The sequence below is a fragment of the Maridesulfovibrio salexigens DSM 2638 genome (assembly GCF_000023445.1).
GTDB classification, from domain to species: Bacteria; Desulfobacterota; Desulfovibrionia; order Desulfovibrionales; family Desulfovibrionaceae; genus Maridesulfovibrio; species Maridesulfovibrio salexigens.
The window spans coordinates 1,271,888-1,297,121 of sequence record NC_012881.1 but is presented as its reverse complement, the minus strand read 5'-3'; the positions used below and the strand labels follow the sequence as shown (position 1 = coordinate 1,297,121).

Genomic DNA, 25,234 nt, shown 5'->3' with positions numbered 1-25,234 from the left:
TTTAAAATACCAATTAATTATTTCCCTTAACAAATGCGGGGCAACTGCTCACCTTCCAGCATATTGAGCAGTCTTCTGCCGCCAAGCGGAGTAACCAGAATAACTTTGCCCGGATTAGTATCTGTGATGGTACCGACCTGACAGGCATCCTTACCCAAATCATCAGCACGCATAATTTCAAGGGCCTGCTCTGCATATTTTTGCGGTAAAATACACAAGAATTTACCCTCATTAGCAAGATACAGAGGATCAAGGCCAAGAAAGGAACAACCTCCAGCCACTTCAGGCAGGACCGGAATGGTGGATTCCTCCAGTTCACAACAAACATTGGAGGAAACAGTTATTTCATTCAATGTGGTTGCCAATCCGCCACGAGTCGGATCCCGCAAAACATGAATATCCGGAATTTCCTGCACCAGTTTGACTAAAAGATGGTTCAAGGCAGCACTATCACTCTTTACATTGGACTCAAGGGAAAGACCTTCACGGGTACCAAGAATGGTTAATCCGTGATCGCCCATGGTTCCGCTGACAAGAACAGCATCCCCAACAGCAGCACGATCACCGCTGGGAGCAGGATCAGCGATAATTTCGCCGACTCCGGTAGTATTGATAAAAATCTTATCAACCATACCTTTAGGGACAACCTTGGTATCACCGGTAACAATATTAACCCCGGCATGCCGGCATGCTTCCCCCATGGATTTTACAATCTTTTCCAGATCATCCATAGGCAGACCTTCTTCAATAATATAAGCGCAGGTCATATAGCGGGGAATTGCGCCGAGCATAGCCACATCGTTCACTGTCCCGTGAACAGCCAGAGAACCGATATCCCCACCGGGAAAAAAGATCGGATCAACAGTGAAACTGTCGGTACTCATTGAAATCTGCCCTTTCAAATTCAAAGTGGCAGCATCATTGAGTCTGTCCAGCTCATCATTGGCAAAATGCTTAAGAAAAAGTTCGGAAATAAGTCTTTGGGAAGCCCTTCCGCCGGAACCGTAATCGAGTAAAACTTTATCTGAGGACATATTAATCTACTTTGTATTTGAAATAAGCGGCACAGCTGCCTTCAGTTGAAACCATACAAGGACCTACCGGTTTGGCCGGAGTACAAGCCTTTCCGAAAAGAGGACATTTTTCAGGAGTCATCTTACCCTTCAAAACCTCCCCGCATTTACAGCCCTTAAGCGGCGGACATTCACCAATATTCAGGTCAAAAACTTTCTTGGCATCGTATTTTTCAAATTCTGCCCTAAATTCGAGACCGCTACCGGGAATCATTCCAATACCGCGCCAAAGAGCATCTGATTCCTCAAAAACCTGATACATAACTTCGACTGCTTTAGGGTTGCCATTCTCGGAAACACCACGAACGTACTGATTCTGAATGGCTGGATGTTCTTGCCCGGATGCCCGGACCATCATCAGCAATGCCTGCAGGATATCAACAGGATCAAACCCAGTAACAACAGAAGGCTTACCGTATTTTTCTCCGATAAAATCATAGGGATGAATTCCGATAACGGTAGAAACGTGACCGGGAAGGATAAATCCATCAATACGTGTTTCCGGATCGGAAATCAGAACATCCAACGCCGGAGGAACCAACTTATGAAATGAAAGCACTTTAAAATTTTCGAGTCCCTGCTGCTGCGCCATGAGCACTGTGGCGGCAATGGTCGGAGCAGTTGTTTCAAAGCCCACCCCTAAAAAGACAACCGTACTGTCAGGATTGTTCCGCGCAAGCTCCAATGCATCGAAAGGGGAATAAATAATCTCCACCCGTGCCCCGTCTGCCTGAGCATTTTTCAAACAGTGTCCTTTGTCGCCGGGAACCTTGATCAGATCGCCAAAGGTAGCAACGATGACCCCGTCCTTACCTGCGAGATCCAGAAAAGCATTTACCTCGGACTCATGAGTCACACATACAGGACAGCCGGGCCCACTGAGGTGAACAACCTCTTTCGGCAGAACCGAATGCAGCCCGCTGCGAAAAATGGAAACAGTATGTGTTCCGCAGACCTCCATGAACCGTATTTCCTCATCCAGCTCGTCCCGCAAACAAGCCAGAAGTTCCTTGCACAGTCCAGGGTCGTTAAATTTATCCAAAATCTCAAGCGACAAGGAGCACCCCCAAAGTTAACATTTCCATAAACAGATTATACTTTTCACACACAGATATAACCTTGTTATTCATAAAGCTTTTGTTCTCATTATACCCAATCACGTTTACTAACAAGCCCGTTAGGTCGGATATTTCGAGCTACTAAAAAAGGCCCCGCCAAAATGACGGAGCCTTAATAAAATTTACATATAAAAGCTGAATATTATTTCAAACAGCGGTTGATAACCTCGTTAAATTCCTCTTTATCAATAGGTTTGGGCAGGAAATATGTCGCCCCAAGAGCCAATAAATTAGAAATATCCGAGACCCCTACCACTGCGGACATGATCACAATAGGCAGGTCCATAAATTGAGAATCTCCTCTCAAGGTCTGCACCAGCTGACGCCCATCCATTTCCGGCATCATTATATCTGTAACCAGCACATCAAAATGATTCTCAGCTTTCAATGCTTCATAAGCGTGCTTACCGTGAGGGCTGACAAAAGCAACGTGTCCCAGATCCGCAACAAACCTGGCTGCAAGCTTTTGAGAGATCTTGTCGTCTTCAGCAATCAATATTTTATACATGAATCCCTCTTCATTTGATTTACCTATTCTCAACTAACTAAGCTAAATAAGCTGTTTTTGTAAAGAACTATCCATTATAAAAAGAAATACATTCCATTCAAAATTTATGGACCTGAACTTTCTAATATTGTAACTTACTAGAATAAGAACTTAAACATCTTTAATATAATTTTTTCAGGAGCCACTATCATGGCAAAGACAGAAATCCTGCTTGAAACCGGCACCAATGAGCTTGAAATTCTTGAATTTTATATCGACCTACCCGCATCCGATGATGGGCCGGAAGAAAGATGCCATTTCGGTGTAAACGTTGCCAAAGTAATGCAGGTAATTGAAAGCCCCGACCTCGAACATCCCGAGTCGGCAGAGCATCCCTGCTTTATGGGAACAATTCCCCTCCGCAATCACATTCTGCCCGTTCTGGACCTTGCTGTGTGGCTGGGAATGGAACGCAAGAAACAAAAATACGACATTGTTATTGTGACTGAATTCAGTCAGACCGTATCGGGTTTTCAAGTCAGCGGGGTAACAGAAATCCATCGTGTCGGATGGCAACAGGTCCTTTCGCCTGACAAATTCATGAGCAGTTTCGATGAAAGCTGCATTGTAGGAATAGTTGAACGCGAAGATCGCTTTATCCAATTGCTGGACCTTGAATCCATACTTGCGGATCTTGACCCTACTCTTGGTGGAGATTTCGATGCTCCTTCAGCAGTTGCAACCGAAGCATACAATGCCTTGGTCTGCGATGACTCCCCCACTATCCGGGCCATGCTTGAAAAAAGCCTTGAAAAAGCAAACTTCAGGCACACTATTGTCCATAATGGAGAAGAAGCCAGAAACACCCTGCTAAACATCAAAGAGGTAGCCAAACAGGAAAACCGCCCGATAAAAGATTACGTTGAAATAGTGGTTTCAGACATTGAAATGCCGCTCATGGATGGATTCAGTCTTACCAAATGGATCAGGGATGATCAGGACCTTAAAGACCTGCCTATCATTTTGTACTCTTCTATTATCACTAAAGAACTGCGCCACAAAGGTGATTCTGTCGGAGCAGATGAACAAATTTCGAAACCGGATTTGCACTTACTGCCGGAAAAAGCAATCAAGCTGATTGAGAGCCGTAAGCCTCATTAGCTGGCTGCCCTTTTTAAAACACAAACATGAACGGTTCGCAGCTATGTGGACCGTTTTTTGTTGCATGAATCCAAATGAGGCAATATCTTCCTATTTCGGAATGGTATTCAACTAAAAAATTATCCCCTTCACAGAGGAGATTTATATGGAAGACGTAAGAGTTTACGGAGATGTCCATGGCTTATCCGAAGAAGACTTCGAGGATATTAAAATGGAACTTCCGTTTGAAAAAATTGTATACAAGGACAAAGTCCTGAACGTCGATTACGAAGGACATTACATCGATATCGATGACTTTCTCGACGAAATGGTAAAACGCCTGCCCCCCGAAGGATGGGCAAAAGTAGATTTCATCGACCACATAGACTGGCAGCTGACCCGTTACGAAATCGAGAACAACAAGATGACCTCACGTGTCGTCAATGTAGACGCAGTTCTCGAACCGACTAAGAACGAAGCAGGTCAGAGATAAGATAGAAAGAGTTTAAGAATCCCAAACTTATTCAATACGGCATTACCACTTAGTTTTAAAAATATTCCAATAAAAAGCCCGTCTGTTGATCAACAGACGGGCTTAAAATTTTGCTTAATCAAAAAAACTAATAATTAATGATTCGAACAGCAGTAGCTTTGGGAGCCGTGTCTTCATCTATTACTTCGAAGACAACTTTCTCACCAACATTCAAGGTCTTGAATCCATCGCGAAGCACTTCAGAATAATGGACATAGATATCCCTTCCGGCTTCATCCACAATAAAGCCGAATCCCTTGATATCGTTGAACCAGCTGACTACCCCTTTTAAACTCATAAAACCCTCATCAGTCGGATCATGACTGGAATCTGCTACATAAATTATTTCATGCGGAAGGTAATCCGCCCTCGAGTCAGGTCATATGGCGAAAGCTCGACCTTAACTCTGTCACCCGGCAGAATGCGTATGTAATGCTTGCGCATTTTACCGGAAATATGCCCCAGAATGACATGCCCGTTTTCAAGCTCAACCTTGAACATAGCATTAGGCAATGCTTCCTGAACTATACCCTCTACTTCAATACCTTCTTCTTTAGCCATGGCTACCTCCGCCAACAACTGCTGCTGAAAAAAATTAGTACTGCTGTTGTTCAAACATTTTTACTAATTTACAGGTATTAATGCAATAAGGAAAGAGCTTAACGAACAGGGTCGATCTTACAATTTATGCCCGAGCCTATCGATGGCGTTGAGAATTTCTTCCACCAAAAGATTCAGTGAACGGCGGTCCACTGCACTGGACGGAATACCCTGCGGATATGTGTTTCGCATCAGTTCTCGCTGTTCATCATCCAGCTTATCCCATTTATTGAGCACGAGGATGGTCGCCACATCACCAAGTTTCATATCGGCAACAATATTATTCACCGCCGCTATCTGCTCATCCACTTCAGGGTGTGATGAATCACAAACGTGAAGCAATACATCCGCAGCCTCCAATTCTTCGAGAGTCGCTCGGAAAGCTTCCTTCAATTCCTTCGGCAATTGACGGATAAATCCAACCGTATCAGTAAGGATAAGTTCCTGCTCACGCGGGAAACGAATACGTCTGCTGGTAGGATCAAGGGTAGCGAAGAGCTTGTCTTCAGCCAGCACTCCGCTGTTGGTCAGAGTGTTGAGCAAGGTAGATTTTCCGGCGTTGGTGTACCCGACAAGCGATACAACCGGAACCCCGGCACGGGCACGGCGTTCACGGGTGAACCCACGCTGGCGGCTGACTTTTTTGAGTTCATTACCTAACTTGGTCAGCTTGTCTTTGATCCGGCGACGGTCGATTTCCAGTTTTGTTTCACCGGGGCCACGACCACCGATACCACCCATGAGTCTGGACATAGCCCGGTTCTTACCAACAAGACGCGGCATGGTATATTTCAGCTGCGCCATTTCCACTTGCAATTTACCGGCGCGGGTAGTGGCGTGCTGAGCAAAAATATCAAGAATCAACTGAGTACGGTCAAGAATCTTCCGCTCGGTCAGCTTGGCGAGGTTACGCATCTGGGCGGCAGAAAGTTCCTGGTCAAAAAGGATCACTTCCGCGTCAGCCTGCAAAGCAATAACTTCAAGTTCAGCCAGCTTACCTTTACCCATGATAAATTTAGGATTGAGCTTACGGATACGCTGAACCAGCCGCCCTTCAACCTTCAGTCCCGCGGTATCGGCAAGATCTTCCAGTTCATCAAGGGAGCGTTCCTGCACGGACTTGGGGTCCTGTGAAACACTGACCACAATGGCCCGTTCACGTTTATCTGTTGTATCGCGGGTACGGTCCGCACGGCGAAATTCATCTTCAAGCGCTTTAATCTGGGCCGGCAGGTCCATATCTGCACGGTCCCAACGAACTGGTGCCAACTGTTCATAAGGCTTAGAACCAGCGCCGGGAGGAAGCAGATATGCATACTGAACGAAATCAGGCTCACCATGAGGATCGGAAGCAATAACGCTGACGCTGTCCAGACGCAGGAAAACCATATCCATGAGGTCTTCCTCGGACAGGTTTTCTCCGGAAATGTGGGTGTGCAGGAGCCTCAAACCGCGCAAACGCCCTTCGGCCTGACGTGCTCTGGGCAATTCGGGGATATAGATTGAGCCCGGATCACCGACCAGAATCATTTCCGGTTTGCCCTGCCTGTTAACAAGCAGACCTATCTGGCGTCCGATTTCATGACTGAGAAAAGAGAGCTCACGGGCCTGCTCGTTGGTGAACCCGTTGGGATCATTGTAACGGCGGTCCGCAAGACGATTGATGCGTTTCAACTCGCTGGGCTTAAGGCCCTGAGTATTACCTTTGGCTTTAAGAGCTATGGTCGTTCTCCAAGTATTTTGCCTCTTGCGGCTTAAACCCTTTTATTGCGTCCCGTCCTGGGGCTTCCCCCTCCGGGGCGGTGCTTTCTGGCACCGGGCAAATCTGCTTTCCTGCGGATTTGTTCAACAGGGCTTAAGAATCCCAAAGCTTTTAACAGGCTTCGCCACTTTTGAGGCTGAATTGGTTTATCTTATAATAATAGAAAGCGGGATGCCATATAAATGACATCCCGCTATTGAAAACTAAGCGTCGTGATCTGCCAGATATTTGGCGATCATGGAATCGTATTCAGATACAAGCGCAAAAGTTTCCGCAGCGAGGTCTTTTCTCAGGGCGAGAGAAACCTTGCCGTCGTTCTTTTTCATGTCTTCAAGAATACGGGGGTAATGTACCGGACTGGGGACAACCAGAACAGAATGAAAATTCTTGGCTGAAGCACGCAGCATAGTAGGACCGCCGATGTCGATCTGCTCGACAGCGTTCTTCAGATCCTGCCCTTCGCTAACAGCCTTGGCAAAATTGTAGAGGTTAACGCAAACCATATCGATAGTCTCGATTCCATGTTCATCAAGAGTCGACAGGTGTTCAGGATTATCCTTGTCCGCAAGGATACCACCATGCACGCTGGGGTGCAGGGTCTTTACGCGACCGCCCATGATTTCGGGAAAACCGGTCACATCACTTACAGACTTAACCTCAAGTCCGGCATCAAGAAGCATTTTTCTTGTGCCGCCGGTGCTGATGAGTTCCACACCGAAGCCAGCCAACTCAGCCGCAAATTCAGCAAGACCGGATTTATCAGTAACACTGAGTACTCCGCGCTTTACAGGCAACATATCCATAACACATCTCCAGATTATTGTTTTTGTGGAGTTGTGCCGGATTTACGCAGTAAAGGCAAGTTCCGGACCGCACCTTTCTCGCCGGTAGTTGGTCCCCGCTCCCGAACCACACGAACAGGAACGGGACCAACCGGGAGGGGAGTCGGCTATATATAAAGGATCTGTGTGAGCTAAATCTGGCTCATCAGTTCCTTAGCCGCTTCATTTGCGGGATCCTTTTCAAGGATCATTTCAAGCTGCTCGACAGCCTTATCCTTCTGCTCCATGCAGATGTAAAGACCTGCGAGGGAGTAGCGGACTTCGTGCTTCTCGGGATCAACTTCGAGGAATCTCTCGAGGAAAGGAATAGCTTCAGCCATTCTTTCAGCCTCGTGACCGATCCTGATGATGCCGAAAAGAGCAACCATGTTGCTGATGTTGATTTCGAGAGCCTGAGAAAAATTCTCAAAAGCTTCGTCCTGACGGGAGGTTTCCATCTGAATCAAGCCCATACCTGCAAAGCTCTTATCGGTAGCTTCTACCTGATGTGCTTTTTCGTACAGGGACATGGCGGCGTCGTATTCACCGCGTTGAACCGCGATGGTAGCAAGCCCGATATAAGGATCGGGATGCACGCCGTTGGAGCCGGCAGCCTTCTTGTAGTAATCTTCAGCCTTATCCAGTTCGCCCATGAACAGATAACACTCACCGAGTTCCTTGTTAATTTCATAATCTAAATGACTCATAATTCCCCTCCGGAAATTTTATTTACCGCAAGACAATCCAAAGCGGCATTTTTTTCGACCCCTCGGGGCCTGCCAAACTTAATGCACACCCCGTGCCAAAACGTAAAGCAGCATCACTACATTATATAGAAGAAAGCAATTCTTACGTGCCCGATTTCCGACACCCACTCGCGCAGACAGGCTAAAACTCAAATTTAAGCTACACAAACCAACTACTTACAGGAATGGAACACCTTTTGCTAACAACAAATCAAATGAAAATCATCAATTGTTTCCGCCCCAGATGGGAACCGGGAATTTTTTGCAGGAGGATATAAACATGAAAGGACTTTTCGGAAGCCACATCCAATTGACAGGCAAAGTACTCGACCTGAGATTGCAGCGTCAAAACCTTGTCTCCTCCAATCTGGCTAACGTCAACACCCCCGGCTACAAGGAAAAACGCCTTGAATTTGAAGAAGACCTTCAGAAAGCCATGAACCTTGATGCGAAGGGAAAAATGACCAGAACCAGCAAGATGCATATCCCCACAGCTTTTGATGCAAACAAATTTGAAGGGGATACTATTTCAAAGTTCGAACCCAGAGTCATTCACGGTGAAAACCGTGTCGACATGGATAAAGAGATGGTCACCATGGCCAAGAACACTCTTTACTACAATGCCCTCTCTCAGGTTATTGGGAAAAATTTTCAGGGAATGACCAAAATCATTCAGGAAGGAGCTAGGTAATGAACTTCTTCACAGCACTTGATATCGGAGCTTCGGGTCTCAAAGCCCAAAGGGAGTATCTGAACGTTGTGTCCATGAACATGGCAAACGCCAAGACAACACGTACAGCCGAAGGCGGTCCCTACCGCCGCAAAAGTGTTTCCATGGAGTCAAGCCCTGTTCTCTCACCTTTCGAAACCGCCATGAACCAGCAGCTTAACCAGCAGCTGCGGGGCGTAACTGTCCGAGGCATCGTCTCCGACACCCGTCCCTTTAAAGAGGTTTATGAGCCCAACCACCCTGATGCAGATAAAAAGGGAATCGTCAGATATCCGGACATCAACGTGGTTGAAGAGATGGTCAACATGATCACCATCAGCAGATCGTACGAAGCCAATGCGCAGGCAGTGGACTCTGCCAAACGGATGTTCAACCGTGCATTGAGAATTGGAATGGGCCAGTAATAAACGGCTGACCCTGAACGACGGATTTCCGACTTTCGAAAAAGGAGCAAAACATGTCTATTAGAAACGTAGCAATGCAGGCATACACCAATGCCATCCAGAACCAGCAGAAGTTTGACAAAAAGTTCGACAAGACCATGGACCTTAACAAGGCCGAGCCGAACTCTTTTTCCGAAACCCTGACTGACTCAATTAAAGGTGTTAACGAACTTCAGGGCCAGAAAAAACAGATGATAGAAGAATTCGCTTCCGGCAAAACCCAGAATGTTCACGAATTGATGATTTCATTACAAAAAGCCAGCGTTGCCATGACCATGACCAGCACTGTACGCACCAAAGTTATGACTGCGTACCAGGAAGTCATGAAAATGCCTTTCTAATTCTGACAGAACCGCTCCTTTATCTGTCTTGCAAATATTGCTACCACGAGCCCCTGCTACGAGGGGTTTCGTGGTAGCTTTCATATATCATCCACATTGACATTATTTTGTCATCTTCGCTCACCAACCACTTAGTCTCAACAAAAAAACACTACGTAAACGGCTTATATAAATACCATTTCTTGCAATGGCCCACCATTTGCTTAAACAAATGAAAAATCGTCAGGAGTTTAAGTATGCCAAATTTCATCGTTGAGTATCTGGGTAAATTTCAGACCTTCTGGTCCGACCGAACTGTTTCGCAGAGAATTATGATCGGTGGGCTAGCGGCCACAGTCGTAATTGCCTTCATCCTCATGGTTTTCTGGCTCAACCAGACAGAATACCGTGTTCTCTACACCAAGCTGTATGCTGAAGATGCTTCCCGTGTTGTTTCCATCCTGCAATCCACCAAAGAGCCCTACAAAATTCAGGATAACGGCTCTACCATTTTGGTTCCTGCAGACAAGGTGTACGACCTGCGTCTGAAAATTGCCGGAGAAGGAGCTCTGCACGGGCAGGGAATCGGTTATGAAATTTTCGATGAAGTCCAGATCGGACAGACAGACTTCATCCAGCGAATCAACTACCAGCGAGCCCTTCAGGGTGAACTGGCCAGAACAATCAGCGAATTCCCACAGGTTGAACGCGCCAGAGTCCATCTGGTACTGCCTGCGAAATCCCTTTTTATTGAAGAACAGGTTGATCCTTCTGCTTCCGTAGTACTTAAGCTCAAAGACGGCGAAAAACTGGCAGACAAGCAGATTAAAGGTGTTCTTAACCTTGTAGTAATGTCTGTTGAAGGCTTGAAGCCGGAACATGTCACTATTACTGATATGCGTGGTCAGGTACTTTACCAGCCTGAAGATGACGGCGGTCTGGGACTGAACATCACCAACAGCCAGCTCGAATACAAATCCGGCCTTGAATCCAAGATCGAGCAGCGCATCCAGCGCCTGCTCATGCCCATCGTCGGCCCGGACAAAGTAATTGCAAAAGTCAACGCGGATCTCGACTTCAGACAGCGCACCATCAAGACAGAAGCATACGACCCTGACGGTCAGGTTGCGCGTTCTGAACAGACCAGCGAAGAAACTACCCGTGGAACCGCTAACGTTGACGGCGGCGTACCCGAAGCAAACTTCAGGGGTGACGGTTTCACCGGAACAGCGACCACTCAGGATTCAGCTCGTGAAACCCGTACCACCAACTATGAAATCAACAAAGAAGAACAGCAGATCATAGTTCCCGTCGGAGAACTCAAACGCCTTAGCGTAGCGGTTATTGTTGACGGAACTTACACTAAAAATCCTGACACAGGCGAAATGACCTACGTACCCCGCTCTGAAGAAGAAATGCAGCGCATCCGGGAACTGGTCAGCTCAGCTGTAGGCTATGACGAAGTACGCGGTGACATCGTTGAGGTCTCCAATATGTCCTTCGGCATGCAGGATATGTTCGGCGATGAAGGTCTCATGCGCACCATGCTTGAATACGCACAACGCCTTGGTAAGCCTTTCCTTAACGGCCTGTTGATCTTCCTCTTCCTGATCCTGGTTGTACGCCCGGTAATCATGGCCCTGATCAAGCCCCGTGTGGCTGAAGAAGAAATTGATGAAGTTGCAGGTCTGCCTGAAGCAGGAGAAAGACTCGCAATTGATGAAAGTGATCTTGACGAAGAGGCTCTTGATACGGCACGTAGACTGGAGAACGCCAAGGCTCAGGCTCTGCAACTCTCGGAAAAGAACATGGATCAGGCTGTGCAGGTGCTGAAGAGCTGGCTGAAGCAGGAGGCAGCTTAAATTGTCTACGCCGTTCACCGGTAATCAAAAAACAGCGATTGTACTTCTTGCCCTTGGGGACAAGTTTACCGCTGAAACCTTCAAACGCATGAACCGTCAGGAAATTGCCGACGTGTCAAGAGCCATGCTGGAGATGGATTCAGTCCCTAAAGAACAGGTTTTGGAAGTACTCAAAGAGTTTAATGAAACTCTGGCATATGGAGCTGAGCTCCTCATGGGCGGAGCCGATCAGGTCAAAAGACTGCTCAGCAAATCCCTTGATGAGGAAACCGCAAAATACATTCTGGATAAGCTCGACCTTGAAAGCGGGCCTGCTCCGTTTCAGGAACTCCAGAACGTCAGCCCCAAGATTCTGGCTCAGATTCTCAGAAACGAGCACCCGCAGACACTGGCCCTTATTATCGGGCATCTGCACCCGGATCAGGCAGCGGACCTTATATCCAACCTGCCCGGCGGCGTAAGAGCCGAAGTGCTTATGAGACTTGCCAAGCTTGAAGCTGTTGCAGAAGAAATGCTCATGGAAGTTGATCGGGTGCTGCAAAGCCAGCTGATCGCCATGGGCGGCAAGGAAGGCAAGAAAGTGGGCGGCGTACCCGCAGTAGCAGAAATCCTCAACGCCGTAGACCGCTCCACCGAAGAGGAAGTTCTTTCAGAAATCGAGGAAGAATCCACCCAGATGGCCGAAGAAATCAGGAACCTCATGTTCGTTTTCGAAGACATCAAGGGACTGGACGACCGCGCGATCCGCGAACTGCTCAAGGAAGTTTCAAACGAAGAGCTCACCACCGCACTCAAGGGTGCCTCCGACGATTTACAGGAGCTCTTCTTCAAGAACATGTCCGAGCGTGCTTCCAATATGATCCGCGAAGACCTCGAAATCATGGGACCTGTAAAGCTCTCCGATGTGGAAGCTGCACAGCAGAATATTGTTAAGAACATCCGCCGCCTCGAAGACGAGGGCCGGATTATGATCAGCAGAGGTTCAGGAGATGTCTTTGTCTAAGACTGAAGACAATAAGTTCTACACCGGTAGGGTTATCATGGGTCTTGATTCCAACAACAAGACTCAAGAGATGACTATACAGGAAATGGAAGGCAAGAAGAAGCCGACCTGGAACGAAGACACTGACCGCGAATATTATGAGCGGGTCAAAGCCAAAGCTCAGAACATGGCCAAGGAAATTATTGCCAAGGCCATGGCTGAGGCGGAACAGATCCGTGCCAATGCTCAAGCCGAAGGTTACGCAGCAGGCCAGCAACAGGCTGCGCAGGAAGCTGAACAGCATTTGATAGGCTTCAGCCAGAATGTTGCTCAAACCCTGCAAAACATTCAGGACCAATCACACAATGTCATGATGGCTCAGTCAGCTGATGCCATATCACTGATCTTCATGGTCATTGAAAAGACACTGGCCGTAGAAATGGAAACCCGCAGACAGGAAATTCTTGCATCCTTGCTGGATGATGCCCTGAACCGCATTGATTCCATGACACAGCTTGTAATTAAGGTCTCACCTGCTGACAGTGAAATCATCGGTCCCCTGCTGGAACAGGCTCGAACTGAACATCCCGACCTCGCCAAGTGGCGGATTAAAGCTGATCCTGCCATCGACAATGGCGGTGTAATTGTTGAAGCCGCCGATGCTATGATCGAAAACACGGTGACTTCCCGCTGGGAAGGCGTTCAGGAAATTCTCGGACAACTCACGCCAGGAACAGGAGAATAGTCATGGCCGACATGAAAGGCTGCACTCAACTCCTCTCCGCACTGGACCCCTGCCGCAGCTACGGCCGGGTCAGCAAGGTTGTAGGCTTAATTGCCGAAGGTAAAGGCATCAAGGCCCCCTTAGGATCAGTCTGCCAACTCATTCCCGAAGAAGCAGAATCCCCCATCGCTGCCGAGGTAGTCGGTTTCCGGGATGGAGCCTGCTTGTTCATGCCTTACGGAGAAATGCATGGCATCAGCCCCGGAAGTCTGATTGAGAACTCCAAAACACCTCCCAAAGTCCCTGTAGGCATGAACCTGCTGGGACGAGCTGTAGACGCATTTGGCGAACCAATTGACGGCAAAGGGCCGATCATTCCCGATGCTTACAATCCCCTGCATCGCGACCCACCCAACCCGCTGGAACGCCCGCGTATCAATGAACCGCTCGATGTTGGTGTTAAAGCCATCAACGGCTTGCTGACACTGGGCAAGGGTCAGCGCATGGGTATTATGGCCGGCTCCGGTGTCGGTAAATCGACACTACTCTCCATGATGGCCCGTTACACAGTAGCTGACATCAACGTCATCGCCCTGATCGGTGAGCGTGGTCGTGAGGTTGTGGAATTTATAGAACGCGATTTAGGACCGGAAGGACTCGCCCGTTCTGTGCTGGTTATCGCCACCTCGGACAAAAGTCCGCTTATCCGTCTGCGTGCGGCCTATACCGCCACCGCCATTGCCGAATATTTCCGGGATTTGAATAAAGATGTGCTCTTAATGATGGATTCAGTTACCCGCTTTGCCATGGCCGGTCGTGAGGTAGGTCTTGCAGCAGGTGAACCGCCGACACGTGGGGGGTACACTCCTTCAGTTTTCGCACAGCTGCCTAAACTTCTGGAGCGCGCAGGTAAAAACCCAAACGGTTCCATAACCGGGGTCTACACAGTACTTGTTGATGGTGATGACTTCACCGAACCCATTGCCGATGCTGTACGTTCTATTCTTGACGGTCACATCGTGCTCACTCGCGACCTTGCCGACCAAGGGCACTACCCTTGCATCGATGTTCTTAAAAGTGTCAGTCGTGTTCGCGGAGACATTGTTCAAAACGACATTGTTGCTGCCGGACGTAAGGTCCTCGGCCAGTTGGCTACTTTCCGTAAAGTGGAAGACATGGTCAATATCGGTGCCTACCAGAAAGGTGCAAACCCGGAAATTGACACTGCTATAAAAATGGTCCCGGCGATCAATGGATTCCTGCAACAGCTTGTTGAAGACAAACAGACGATTGACGAAAGCTTTGCTAAACTGATGGAACTTGCAGCAGCTAGTTAACAAGATTCTACCAGCCACAAAACATCCTTAAGTACACCTGATTTATGCCAGTCTAGACCTATTGACTTTGTCGTGGATTAAACTGTCGTTTACTGCTAATAATCGATTTTTGAAGTAGCACTACTACCTAAAAAACGCCTCGGCATAAAAATGAATAAATCCATACTACTCTCCTTCATTGCCGCAATATTAATCCTGCTGCCTGCAATAGCTGCTGCATCTACTCCTTTAATCATTACCCACTCTTCCAGCATGCCCCCTCTGGCTTTCATTAACAAAGAAGGTGAACCGGATGGAGTTCTCATTGATTTCTGGAAAGAATGGTCTGAACAGGTAGAGGTAGAAATAATATTCAAGCTTCAGCCTTGGAAAGAGGCCGTACAGGAGACTGTCAATGGCAAGGCAGATATCAATGGAGGTATGTTCTATTCAGAAAGTCGCGCAAAGAAACTGCTCTACGGAGACTACCTCTTCCATATCAAAGGGAGTCTTTTTACAACCCCGGACATCATTGTAAATGACCAAATTGCAGATGGACAAAGCTGCGGTGTAATCAAGGCTGACTATTCAAAAATTTTCATGGAAGAACATTTTCCTTATACCAAGTTAATGCTTTTCAACTCTGCAGCAGAAATGTTCAATGCAGCGGCGGAAGGAAGAGTTAAAGCCTTTGTAGCCGATTATCCTGTAGCCATCTATCTGCTAAGCGAACTGGGCATAGCGAATTCATTCAAATGCGTTAAGGATCTATACACAAGAAATCTTTACCCAACTGTGGGCAGGCATAACCCAGACTTAATCAAAAGAATCAATTTGGACATGGCCGCCATACCTCAGAAAAGGAAAAAAACGATCATAAATAAATGGCTGGACTTTACGCCCGATAGTGAGGAACACCGTAAAACAGCAGCCGCAATTGTTTTTTTAGCCTTAATAGCAATGACATACATACACCGCAACGAGATCCGGACAGCCTTCAAATTCGTCAAAGACAAATTAGTTTAACAAGATCAGCCAACTACGGATCCGGACCAATCTATCGACAACGCCGTGACATCGTCATCAAAGACAGGACGAACCCCGGTCTTTTCTTCCAATATATCCTCAATGGAATCAAGATGCAGAGAGTTACTTAGCATCAATTCTTCTGCTATTTCCACAAAAGGCTCAAGACTGAAAAAGTCATCATTCATACGCCATTCATAACAGCCGTCGGTAAACAAAAACAACCGCAAGGAAGATGTAAACCTACACTCAGAAAGAACGCAGTTCACCGGAAAGAAACCTAAAGGCGGAACATCGGCTACCAACGGATCACTCATTTCTCCATCCAGCATGGCCAGAGCGGGACAATGCCCGGCACTCATGTATTTCATCACACCTTTATTGAAATCAATGTCAGCAGCAAACAAGGTCACAAAATAACTGTCTTTACCAATGAGATCGAGAAGATGTTCGTTGATTTGGTTTAAGCTCTCTGCAAGATCATTGTGGTTTGCTCCATCAGCTTTAAAAAGAGTGCGTACGATAGCCATAATGAAAGCCGCCTGCGGACCATGTCCTGAAACATCGGCCATTATAACCCGGACCACACCATCCTTCAGACCGAAAACATCATAATAATCTCCGCTTGCACGGCCTGACGGACGATACATGCTCTTGATATCAAGACCTTCAATGACCGGGATAACCGTTGGTAAAAGTTTATCCTGCAAGCGGGCAACAAGTTTAACTTCATCGTCAATAATATCGTAGGCACGCTGCAAGCTTTTGTTCGCAGCCTGCAACTGACGGGTAAGCATTACCTGCCTGATAGCGACCCCTACCCTGGCCTTAAGTTCAACCACATGAAATGGCTTCGTCAGATAATCGTTAGCTCCGCTATTAAGAGCCCGGGCTTTGATTTCCTGCTCATCCTGCCCCGTAAGAACAATGATGATAACTTCCTGATCGTTAATGACATTTCTAATCTTATCAATAACATCGAAACCATCCATCCCCGGCATAAGCAAATCAAGTAATATTACACTGGGCTTCACTTTCATATACTGGGCAATACATTCAAGCCCATCGGAGGCAGTCTCAACATCGTAATCGCCTTCGAGCACTCGGGTCAAAAAATTCCTCATAGTTGCAGAATCATCCACCACCAATATTTTTGGAATTTCTTCACCCGCCTTTACATCAAGGGTACTTTTGCTCACCTGAAAACCTCCGCTAACATAACAATCCTAGAATATATTCCGCAGCACCAACAGGAATTAATGCCATTTAATACTTTAAATTCAGAATGAGGTTAGCACAAATCAAACCGATTATGTAGTATAAACAGGCTCATAATCACGAATCGCAAGACTCGCTACTTCCGGCCGTCCCCTCAGGAAATATACCCCAACAGATATCAGCCGCATTGGAAGAACTTACCCCCAACATCTTAGTCAAATAGGCCAAACCACATGCATTGAGAGAACGTCCTTCAGCAGCATGGCACTCAATAGATTCGCTTATAAATTCAAGAGCAGCAGAAACGTTATTCATTTCTACAATAGCTTCTTCAAAATGCTTATTCATAAGTATTTCCTACCTTTAAATTATTTCAGTTAAGAAAAACAATAAACGTAGAAATATATTCAAAAGACTATCTTGTCCACACAATTATGAATTTTTTCCAATAGATTCGCCTGTTTGCATTGCTAATTTCATTTTAATATTTTAAAAAGTTTTTCCTAAATCGCGTTATAAACTAACAAACAAAGACAAACTAAACTAAGCACAATGCAAAACACACTAATCCTACAGTAGATTATATTAAACATCCATACCAAACATGCATACAACAGTCATATATTTACAAAACATTCATTAATCTAATAGATATATATTTACGTAAACACTCAATAAAATTGCCATAGGCACAATTTTATACATTAGTACTACAACCAATAGACGCTTATACATATTTAAATTTTAAAAAATAAAATAATATTCCCAAAAAAAACCGAGGCACATTTTATTGTGCCTCGGTTTTCTCTAAAATATTCATCTGTAAAAAATAAAAATCCTAAGAACCAGTTTTCATACCAACGGATTAAAGGGAGACTGTTTCAAAATATGACTTAGATAAATCAAACATTAAAGCTTTCCCTGAAAGAGAAGATTTTTTACCGCTGAGTATCTTTAGAATCTCACCACACTGAACTCCAACAGCAGTTGAAATAGCTGGAATAGGAGTACCCAATTCCTCCTCAAGACCATTATTAGAGCCAAAAAAATCAGCAGGAGAAATGTCTCCCGGAAAAACTGTAGAAACAACCCCGGCCCAACCGGCTACAGATGCCGTCACTAAAGGGACACCTAACTTTGCAGCAGCACTTTTGAGCTTTCCTCTGTACTCAAGTCCTCCCAGACAATCAGCAACAAGATCAGCACCTCTGATAAAAGACTCAAAATCTTCATCAATAAACTCTGATCGAACATCCAGAAACACAGCAGGATTAACTTCCCTTATCATTTCAAAAGCGGCCTCGCTTTTCTTGCTGTAAAGAGTGTTTTCTACTGCAAATCTTTGCCTGTTAAGATTGGAAGGCTCAAAGCTGTCACCATCGCATGCTGTTATATGCCCTACTCCGGCTCGGGCCAAAGACTCGAGTAGATGTCCTCCAAGCCCGCCCATGCCAACCATGGCCACCTTTGAAAAAAACAACTGCCGCTGTTCATCCGCAGAGAAAGTCATAAAATTTCGAGCGTAGCGCTCCGGGACAGCTCCCTTAGAAAAAACGGCCCGCTCAACACAATTCATATCCAGTCCGAGATCACGAGAAGTCTTCCTAAGCAGAGCATGTGGAGCAATAAGAACCTGTTCTCCAGAGGCAAAACGCTTTTCCGTGAACTGCCCGTCAAGCATCTCTGAAACTTTGACATCTATCTTCATAATTCCCCCTGTAACATTCAAAGATAAACTTCACACACAGACAAGTTAAAATCAACTAAACAAGCTATTACAATAGATGACACTTTGATAAAGCTTTGATAATGCTTACCACATGGAAGAAATAATCAAGAATCTATCCTGTATTGCACGCGAAGCCGGAGCTGCTATCATGGCTGTCCGTAATAAAGGCTTTGACGTGAAAAACAAGAATGATAAATCACCTGTTACTGAAGCTGACATTGCCTCAAACGAAGTGATTTCCAAACGTCTGAAAGAACTATATCCAGAAATACCCATATTATCGGAAGAGGGAACCAAAATACCCTACGAAGAAAGAAAACAATGGGATATTTTTTTCCTCATAGATCCATTGGACGGCACTAAAGAGTTTATCAAGGACAATGGTGAATTCTGCGTATGCATAGCACTGATGCGTAAGAAACGCCCGATTCTGGGAGTAGTCTACGCCCCAACTCAGGACGCGCTCTATACCGGAAGCATCGAAACTGGAGCACAGGTTAGCAAAAACGGCGAACCTCCTGTAGCCATATCCACCCGTCCTCCAGCTGAAAACGAAGGACTAATCGTGGTCGGAAGCAGGTCACACCCTGCACCGGAACTTGCGGATTATCTGGAAACTCTCAACGTGGAAAAAATGACTCCTGCGGGCAGTGCTATAAAATTCTGCCTTGTTGCTGAAGGCAAAGCACATCTTTACCCACGCTTTAACCCTACCATGGAATGGGATACGGGAGCAGGGCAAGCTATTGTTGAGGCTGCGGGCGGCTCCATGCTTGGACTGGATGGGAAGGAATTCCCTTACAACAAAGAAAATTTGAGAAATGCAGGCTTCATTGTCAAAGCCTGATGAAGGACAACACATGAAATATATCGTACTGACCGGACTTCTGCTGTTAGGTGGCTGCACATCATGGCACAACCCCACTCTGGATCTTTCTGTAAACAGAAGTGAACGTTTTGCCGCAGACAGGTCCGAATGTCTGGAAAGATCGCAAAAGGCTACCAACTCCGCCCCGGACAACGATCTTCCGCAAAGGACTTACACACAAGATCAAGATCTTTACACCAAGGAAGTTAAAGCCTTCCAGCGCTGTATGAATGCCAAAGGCTGGATCAAGAAATAAAAAAAGGGGATGTTCAACATCCCCTTTTTCTTAGTCGCGCAACTTGAAATAATCTTCTTTAGTTCCCCGGAAGGCGACCCTGCCCCCTTCAATTTCGAGAACATGTGAGATTGACGGAATCAATTCTTCACGGTGGTGAGTCACGTAGACCATGGCGACTCCGGCCCTAGCGAGTAATTCCAACAATTGATAAATCTCATGCCGGGATTCTTCATCAACTCCGGCCAGCGGCTCATCAAGCAACAGAACATCCGGCCCAGAGATCAGTGCACGGGCAATAAATGCCTTGCGCAATTGCCCGTAAGAAACCTGTTCCATAGGCCGATTCGCCAGATCAGAAATACCGAAGAAACGTAACCACTCCCATGTCTTCTCACGCATTTCATCTGAAATATCATCCAGAATTCCTGCGGAAGCAAAGAACCCGGAAAGCACCACATCGAAAATCGGTATAGGCTTACCAACTGCTTCGCCGAATGAAGCCTGCATAGAAGCGGAAACCATGCCCATACGTCCACGAACAGAACGCAAACTATCGCCTCTCTCGGGCAGACGTTTCATCTCATCTTCAGCGGCATAGGCTGCGGCATCTCCGTAGAGCAAACGCAAAAGAGTGGATTTCCCGGCACCGTTACGACCCAAAACAGCCCAGCTTTGACCGCCGGTCATTTCCCAGTCAATGTTGTTCAGCACAGTCTTACCGAGAAAAACAACACTTGCATCGGAAAGTTTAAATAAAGTCCGTCCCGGCTCAATGCTGTTCACTTCAGGCGGAGTCCGCTTCAAATCCCGAGGACTTGCGCAGGAGACTTCAAGTCCATCTCCGTCCCGGCAATGATCAATCTTGCCGTCACGGATATATAAAGTCTTATTGACGCAGGAAGGCAGTTCTTCCTTTCGATGAGCGGAGCAAACAATAGTCGTTCCGTTGGCAGCGGCAATATCAATTGCCCGGATCAACTGCTCACGGGATTGCTGGTCAATGCCCTCAAGAAATTCGTCCAGAATAAGTATTTCCGGTTCAGCCATCAAAGCGCGGGCAATGAGAATCTTACGTCCCTCACCTCGAGACATCTTAACCATGCTGCGCTTGGCAAGGTCCAGCATCCCCAACGATTCCATAAAATCACGGACCCGCACGTACTCTTCATCATCTGCGAGACGATATAAAAATGGAGTATTATCCTTACCGGCTAAAACGACTTCTTCCCCGGTTACGTCCCAGGCCAATTTCTCAAAAATATCCTGATGTTCCGGGGAAATCATACGGTAACGCTCAAGGGGTTCCAGCGGGCTGTGGACGATCTCACCCTCAACCCTGAATTCCCGGCTGGTCTCGTCATCCGGCCAGACTTCACCGGCCAAAATCATCATCAATGTAGTTTTACCTGCACCGTTAGGCCCGAGTACTGCCCAATGCTCACCGGAACGGATATCCCAATCGATACCCTGCAACACCGGTCCACGATCCAGTGTAAGTGAAAGATCGTTCATGGAAACCAATTTACCGCTCATGCCAACCCCGCTTCGCCTTATACTTAAGCTTTTAAAATATAAACCAATATTTATGATCAGGGCTAAACTTCTACTACTTAAAAATAACAAGTGCAAGTTGTGCTCATGATTACAGACGAGAAGAAAAGACAGATGGTTGATATATTTCCCAATTCTTTTTATATGTAAATAAAATCATTACTCAATCAGGCAGGGACTCACATGAAGAAACCTTCCGGCCGAGACATTTTTCTACTCATCAGTGCAGTATTTCTCCTGCTCTGCCCCCTGCTGTTGCACGCAGCAGACATCAAAATTCCAGCCTACATCGGACGAGCCAACAACCCATACATTCTGCCGGACGCTGACGGTCCGGGATTTTTTCAATGCACAGCCATCGGCCTTGTTACCGGAATGCTCAGCGCGGTAATAGGGGCAGGCGGCGGGCTGCTGGTTGTTCCGGCACTGATGACTGCAGGAGTAAGCGGAATATACGCTGTCGGTTCAGAGATGTTTCGGCTTTTTATCTTCAGCACCATCCAAAGCCTGCGCATGGGCATCAACCGTCGTATCAAATATACACTGGCCTTGATCATGACTTTCGGTACAGTCCTTGGTGGACTCGCCGGCTACACATTATGCAAAAAAATATTCATTGCCGACCCAGCCGGAAATGATGTTTTCATCTCATCCATGATCGCCCTCTGGCTTATCATATACTCATTCATTATTATCCCGGATTTCCGTGAAGCTGCACAAAAATATGCTCTTGAACTTCTGCGCAAAGAGCAGGAAAAAGATCAAGAACAACAGGCAATAAACACGCAAGCTGAAGCCCCGGCAGAACAGCCTAAGAAAGAAGAGAAAAAAAAAGAGGAAGGAGAACCCAAAGAAGGAAAGGACGAGCAAGCCCAACCACAAGAAGAAAAGCCGAAGCCTGAACCCGAACCGCAATTTGAAGATGAATTATACCCGGACGAAGAACCTTGGGAAATTGCCCGCAGCATGCGAAGCATGAAGCTACCGCCGTACATAAAATTTCCTTCAACCATAAAAGATGAAGAAGAGGACCAACTGGAACCGGCTGAAATGCGCCGGGGCGGGGAAGAGCCTGATCTGGATACGGCAGAAGAAGAGGACAAAGCAGAAAGCATCCCCATTCTGCCGATCTTTTTTCTAACAGTCGTTGGTGGCTTTTTCATGGCCATGACCGGATCAGGCGGGGTAATCCTGACCTTCACCGTTATGACCAAAGGCTTTGCCTGCGTAGCCGCACTGGTAGCCGGGACAGATCTGGCAAGGCTGGCCCTTTCAACTGGGGGCTTAACAATGTCTACATACGGTTTGAACGGATTCATCAACATTTACTGCATAACAGGGCTGGTCTTCGGAACCATAACCGGCCTCCATATAGGCAGCAAAAGTCTTAAGAATATCCTTCCCTACCGGGTCAAAGGGCTGGTTGCCCTACTGGTAGTCTCAGTGATCATCAACCGCATACTGGCTATCCCTGCTCTATTGCGCAAAGCTGGTGCATCCATTGACGCAGGATTGGTTTCTACTTTTGATTCGAGCGGATCATACATTCTGCTCATCGGAGCCGGGATTTTCGGAGGATGGATGTTTTTCGCCTTTCTAAGCGGAGTATATAAATCCTTACAACCGGTTGAGGCAGAGGAGGAAAAGAAATGACCTACTCTATTAAAACCCTCATCATCGCGGCCATGCTTTTCATTTCCAGCATGCTTATAGTCGGGGCCATGCATCTGCCTTTCTTTAAAGGTGCAGACGGATTTGAGGCCATGGAATCCACCTTCAACTCTTTGCGCAAAGGAATAAAACCTCCCTTCAAAATAATTGAAGCTGAGAACAAACAATTTCTCGGCAAAAATTTCAATATAACACTAGTCTTCAGGGACAACGATGAAGCCCGAATCGCGACAATGATGTTCCTGCGCAATAAGCTGACCGTCACTCCAAAAGGTCGAAAGATAAACATTCAGGGCGACCTCGGCTACACTCTCAAATTTTTCATGGATGATATTCACCTGCTATACTTCAACAGGTTTGATGCCTTAGAGCGCAGATATTCCATGCCTGCAATTCAGGCTATGTATTACCTTAACCGGATACTGCAAAAAATGTCCGGTGCAATGGCTTCTCAAAAGCAAGATAAGGCGGAAATGCTGATCAATAAAATCCGTCAAAAACTGCTCATTCCTGCCTATAACCTGCGAGAAGCACTACCGGTCAGCCAAACATCAGGCTTCGCATATCTTGCATTAGGAACAATAGGTATACTTCTATTTGCCGTCCTCTGGGATATGTCCAATTTCTTTTTCTTCGGTACCCTAGCTTCTGAAGATTTCATGAAAAGCGTACGCATCAGACTAGGCCGAGAATTATCGGATGCTCAAAAGGATGCCCTTGCCGCCAAGAAAAAAAGAGCAGCAAAAGCTAAGGCCGCAAAAAAGAAAAAAGGGGATCAGGGCCAAAAAGTCAAAAGCACGCGAACCAACAAAGAAGCACTGCAAAAGAAACCTGAACCGAAACTCAAACAAGAGACCGCCGCCACAGCTGCAAAAAAAGCTGGGAAAAAGGAAAAATCCGCCCCGGCCCAAGCAGCAAAACCGAGTCCTAAAAAAGCTGCGGCACCATCAGGGGAGCAGCAGGCCAAGAAAGTGCTCAAAAAGAAGACTGCCCTTCAGAAATCCGCAGCAAAACCGAATCCGGCTGAGCACGCAAAGAAAAAGGCTGTAAAACCAGCAGAACCAAAAAAGCGTCCGGTTAAAAAGGATGCTAGCGGCAAACCTGTCAAAAAAACAGCCTCCGCCAAAAAAGTAAAAGAGTCCACTTCACAAAACAAAGGCAAAAAAGTAACTACTCAGCAGGGGAGAAAAAAAGCTGCAACCAAGCCCAAACCGGAACCAGGCCAAAAACAGACAAAGAAGCCCGCTGCCCAACCATCAGCAACAAAACCGGAAAAAGTTAAACGAGCGGCCAAAAAAGAGATAAAACCAGATGAGCAGTAATAATCCGAAAATCCCTGTCGCCTTTTTCCGTATCCTTGAATATGAATCCACATTTCTGGATACGGCAGTCGCTATGACCGTGGAAGAATGCGGACTAAAAGTTCACCCCGGCACCAAAGTGCTGGTTAAGCCCAATCTTGTTTCCTCTAAGAATCCATTGGCCTGTACCCATCCGAACGTGACTCTTTCGCTCTGCCGTTACCTCAAGGATTGCGGAGCGCAGATCACAGTAGCGGACTCTCCGGGCTACGGTAGTGCTGCACAGGTTTCCAAAGCCATCGGCATGACTGACGGCTTGAAAAAGATGGGACTGAAACCCAAAAGCCTCGGCCGCCCTACCCCGCTCAAACTTTCTTTTGGAGAAACCATCGGTATCTCGCGTGATGCCCTTGAATCGGACATGATCATAAATGTCCCCAAACTCAAGGCTCATGGTCAATTCGTAGTCACCGGGGCAGTGAAAAACCTGTTCGGAACAGTGGTAGGTTTCCGCAAGGCTTACGCTCATACCCGCTTTGGTGAAACACCCGGACTAATGGAAAAGATGATCATTGAAGTGGTCCAATCCATGCCCTTGGCCTTTAACTTAATGGATGCAATTTATCCTATGCATGAAACCGGACCGATCAGCGGCAAGCCCTACTCCATGAGTTTGCTGGCAGGATCGACCAATCCCTATGCCCTTGATACCGCCATATACATGCTGCTTGGCTTAAGCCCCAAAAAGATTCTGCTCTGGCGGGAAACCGCACACCAGAAGATACACGGCTATAATCCTGACCACATTAAATATGTAATCGAACCTCCTGACGACTTCGACACTACTGATTTCAAAGTTCCAGAACAACTGAGTCCCATGGAATTTGAACCCGTCCGCTTTGTAAAAGGACGAATCAAATCCTTCCTAAGCAGATTCGGTTGATTTTGATTTAACCTTCGGTATCCGCCAAGGGCC

General features: G+C 46.7%; 28 protein-coding genes. 15 read left to right on the top strand and 13 right to left on the bottom strand.

Annotated features, from left to right (window positions below; genetic code table 11):
* Nucleotides 1–26: 26 nt before the first annotated feature.
* The 3 genes from hypE to DESAL_RS05840 form a co-directional block, all read right to left on the bottom strand.
* A complete protein-coding gene (gene hypE / locus DESAL_RS05850; RefSeq protein ID WP_015851048.1) occupies nt 27–1,034 on the bottom strand; it encodes a hydrogenase expression/formation protein HypE in 1,008 nt (335 codons plus the stop codon).
* A gap of 1 nt (nt 1,035) precedes the next feature.
* Complete coding sequence (gene hypD / locus DESAL_RS05845) at nt 1,036–2,130, bottom strand: hydrogenase formation protein HypD (RefSeq protein WP_015851047.1); 1,095 nt, start codon at nt 2,128–2,130, stop codon at nt 1,036–1,038.
* A 203-nt stretch (nt 2,131–2,333) separates the two neighbouring features.
* Entirely contained in the window at nt 2,334–2,699 is a 366-nt protein-coding gene (locus DESAL_RS05840; RefSeq protein WP_015851046.1) for a response regulator, read from the bottom strand.
* Nucleotides 2,700–2,888: 189 nt separating this feature from the next.
* Here DESAL_RS05840 and DESAL_RS05835 point away from each other — a divergent pair, with 189 nt between their 5' ends.
* Complete coding sequence (locus DESAL_RS05835) at nt 2,889–3,839, top strand: chemotaxis protein (RefSeq protein ID WP_015851045.1); 951 nt, start codon at nt 2,889–2,891, stop codon at nt 3,837–3,839.
* A 145-nt stretch (nt 3,840–3,984) separates the two neighbouring features.
* Nucleotides 3,985–4,311: a hypothetical protein gene (locus DESAL_RS05830; RefSeq protein WP_015851044.1), complete on the top strand. Its 327-nt coding sequence runs from the start codon at nt 3,985–3,987 to the stop codon at nt 4,309–4,311.
* 127 nt (nt 4,312–4,438) lie between these two features.
* Here DESAL_RS05830 and DESAL_RS05825 read toward each other — a convergent pair whose 3' ends face one another.
* The 5 genes from DESAL_RS05825 to DESAL_RS05805 form a co-directional block, all read right to left on the bottom strand.
* Entirely contained in the window at nt 4,439–4,648 is a 210-nt protein-coding gene (locus DESAL_RS05825) for a cold-shock protein (RefSeq protein ID WP_015851043.1), read from the bottom strand.
* A 44-nt stretch (nt 4,649–4,692) separates the two neighbouring features.
* Nucleotides 4,693–4,911 (bottom strand): translation initiation factor IF-1, encoded by a 219-nt coding sequence (gene infA, locus DESAL_RS05820; protein ID WP_015851042.1) that lies wholly within the window; start codon nt 4,909–4,911, stop codon nt 4,693–4,695.
* Nucleotides 4,912–5,028: 117 nt separating this feature from the next.
* Entirely contained in the window at nt 5,029–6,624 is a 1,596-nt protein-coding gene (hflX, locus tag DESAL_RS05815) for a GTPase HflX (protein ID WP_015851041.1), read from the bottom strand.
* A 291-nt stretch (nt 6,625–6,915) separates the two neighbouring features.
* Complete coding sequence (locus tag DESAL_RS05810; RefSeq protein WP_015851040.1) at nt 6,916–7,515, bottom strand: IMP cyclohydrolase; 600 nt, start codon at nt 7,513–7,515, stop codon at nt 6,916–6,918.
* 170 nt (nt 7,516–7,685) lie between these two features.
* Nucleotides 7,686–8,240: a tetratricopeptide repeat protein gene (locus DESAL_RS05805; protein WP_015851039.1), complete on the bottom strand. Its 555-nt coding sequence runs from the start codon at nt 8,238–8,240 to the stop codon at nt 7,686–7,688.
* A 319-nt stretch (nt 8,241–8,559) separates the two neighbouring features.
* Between DESAL_RS05805 and flgB the strand changes: the two genes are divergently transcribed.
* The 8 genes from flgB (at nt 8,560) to DESAL_RS05765 (ending at nt 15,682) form a co-directional block, all read left to right on the top strand.
* Nucleotides 8,560–8,970: a flagellar basal body rod protein FlgB gene (gene flgB / locus DESAL_RS05800; RefSeq protein ID WP_015851038.1), complete on the top strand. Its 411-nt coding sequence runs from the start codon at nt 8,560–8,562 to the stop codon at nt 8,968–8,970.
* The gene (flgC, locus tag DESAL_RS05795; RefSeq protein ID WP_015851037.1) at nt 8,970–9,413 is read left to right on the top strand and encodes a flagellar basal body rod protein FlgC; all 444 of its coding nucleotides are present in this window, start codon (nt 8,970–8,972) and stop codon (nt 9,411–9,413) included. Before flgB ends, flgC begins: the two co-directional genes overlap by 1 nt.
* Before the next feature lie 53 nt (nt 9,414–9,466).
* Complete coding sequence (fliE, locus tag DESAL_RS05790; RefSeq protein WP_015851036.1) at nt 9,467–9,793, top strand: flagellar hook-basal body complex protein FliE; 327 nt, start codon at nt 9,467–9,469, stop codon at nt 9,791–9,793.
* A gap of 236 nt (nt 9,794–10,029) precedes the next feature.
* Nucleotides 10,030–11,634, top strand: coding sequence for a flagellar basal-body MS-ring/collar protein FliF (fliF, locus tag DESAL_RS05785; protein WP_015851035.1), 1,605 nt, complete (start codon nt 10,030–10,032; stop codon nt 11,632–11,634).
* Nucleotide 11,635: 1 nt separating this feature from the next.
* Nucleotides 11,636–12,637 (top strand): flagellar motor switch protein FliG, encoded by a 1,002-nt coding sequence (gene fliG / locus DESAL_RS05780; RefSeq protein WP_015851034.1) that lies wholly within the window; start codon nt 11,636–11,638, stop codon nt 12,635–12,637.
* Nucleotides 12,624–13,361, top strand: a complete 738-nt coding sequence (locus DESAL_RS05775; RefSeq protein WP_015851033.1) for a FliH/SctL family protein — start codon at nt 12,624–12,626, stop codon at nt 13,359–13,361. Before fliG ends, DESAL_RS05775 begins: the two co-directional genes overlap by 14 nt.
* A 2-nt stretch (nt 13,362–13,363) precedes the next feature.
* Nucleotides 13,364–14,677 carry a FliI/YscN family ATPase gene (locus DESAL_RS05770; RefSeq protein ID WP_015851032.1) on the top strand — a complete coding sequence of 438 codons (1,314 nt, stop codon included), beginning with the start codon at nt 13,364–13,366 and terminating at the stop codon, nt 14,675–14,677.
* 150 nt (nt 14,678–14,827) lie between these two features.
* Nucleotides 14,828–15,682: a transporter substrate-binding domain-containing protein gene (locus tag DESAL_RS05765; protein WP_015851031.1), complete on the top strand. Its 855-nt coding sequence runs from the start codon at nt 14,828–14,830 to the stop codon at nt 15,680–15,682.
* Nucleotides 15,683–15,687: 5 nt separating this feature from the next.
* On the opposite strand, the gene DESAL_RS05760 is transcribed toward DESAL_RS05765, so the two are convergent.
* The 3 genes from DESAL_RS05760 to DESAL_RS05750 form a co-directional block, all read right to left on the bottom strand.
* The gene (locus DESAL_RS05760; protein WP_015851030.1) at nt 15,688–16,881 is read right to left on the bottom strand and encodes a PP2C family protein-serine/threonine phosphatase; all 1,194 of its coding nucleotides are present in this window, start codon (nt 16,879–16,881) and stop codon (nt 15,688–15,690) included.
* A gap of 136 nt (nt 16,882–17,017) precedes the next feature.
* Nucleotides 17,018–17,248: a hypothetical protein gene (locus DESAL_RS05755; protein ID WP_015851029.1), complete on the bottom strand. Its 231-nt coding sequence runs from the start codon at nt 17,246–17,248 to the stop codon at nt 17,018–17,020.
* A gap of 517 nt (nt 17,249–17,765) precedes the next feature.
* Nucleotides 17,766–18,608 carry a ThiF family adenylyltransferase gene (locus DESAL_RS05750; protein WP_015851028.1) on the bottom strand — a complete coding sequence of 281 codons (843 nt, stop codon included), beginning with the start codon at nt 18,606–18,608 and terminating at the stop codon, nt 17,766–17,768.
* 112 nt (nt 18,609–18,720) lie between these two features.
* On the opposite strand from DESAL_RS05750, the gene cysQ reads away from it, so the two are divergent.
* Nucleotides 18,721–19,476 carry a 3'(2'),5'-bisphosphate nucleotidase CysQ gene (gene cysQ / locus DESAL_RS05745; RefSeq protein WP_015851027.1) on the top strand — a complete coding sequence of 252 codons (756 nt, stop codon included), beginning with the start codon at nt 18,721–18,723 and terminating at the stop codon, nt 19,474–19,476.
* 13 nt (nt 19,477–19,489) lie between these two features.
* Entirely contained in the window at nt 19,490–19,753 is a 264-nt protein-coding gene (locus tag DESAL_RS05740; RefSeq protein ID WP_015851026.1) for a hypothetical protein, read from the top strand.
* Between the two features lie 30 nt (nt 19,754–19,783).
* On the opposite strand, the gene DESAL_RS05735 is transcribed toward DESAL_RS05740, so the two are convergent.
* Entirely contained in the window at nt 19,784–21,268 is a 1,485-nt protein-coding gene (locus tag DESAL_RS05735; RefSeq protein ID WP_015851025.1) for an ATP-binding cassette domain-containing protein, read from the bottom strand.
* A 201-nt stretch (nt 21,269–21,469) separates the two neighbouring features.
* Here DESAL_RS05735 and DESAL_RS05730 point away from each other — a divergent pair, with 201 nt between their 5' ends.
* A complete protein-coding gene (locus tag DESAL_RS05730; RefSeq protein ID WP_015851024.1) occupies nt 21,470–22,939 on the top strand; it encodes a TSUP family transporter in 1,470 nt (489 codons plus the stop codon).
* 212 nt (nt 22,940–23,151) lie between these two features.
* Here the strand turns inward: DESAL_RS05730 and DESAL_RS20190 are convergent, their stop codons facing one another.
* Complete coding sequence (locus DESAL_RS20190; RefSeq protein ID WP_157046926.1) at nt 23,152–23,295, bottom strand: hypothetical protein; 144 nt, start codon at nt 23,293–23,295, stop codon at nt 23,152–23,154.
* Nucleotides 23,296–23,388: 93 nt separating this feature from the next.
* Between DESAL_RS20190 and DESAL_RS05725 the strand changes: the two genes are divergently transcribed.
* Complete coding sequence (locus DESAL_RS05725) at nt 23,389–24,279, top strand: hypothetical protein (RefSeq protein ID WP_157046925.1); 891 nt, start codon at nt 23,389–23,391, stop codon at nt 24,277–24,279.
* Complete coding sequence (locus DESAL_RS05720; protein WP_015851022.1) at nt 24,269–25,201, top strand: DUF362 domain-containing protein; 933 nt, start codon at nt 24,269–24,271, stop codon at nt 25,199–25,201. Before DESAL_RS05725 ends, DESAL_RS05720 begins: the two co-directional genes overlap by 11 nt.
* Nucleotides 25,202–25,234 lie beyond the last annotated feature (33 nt).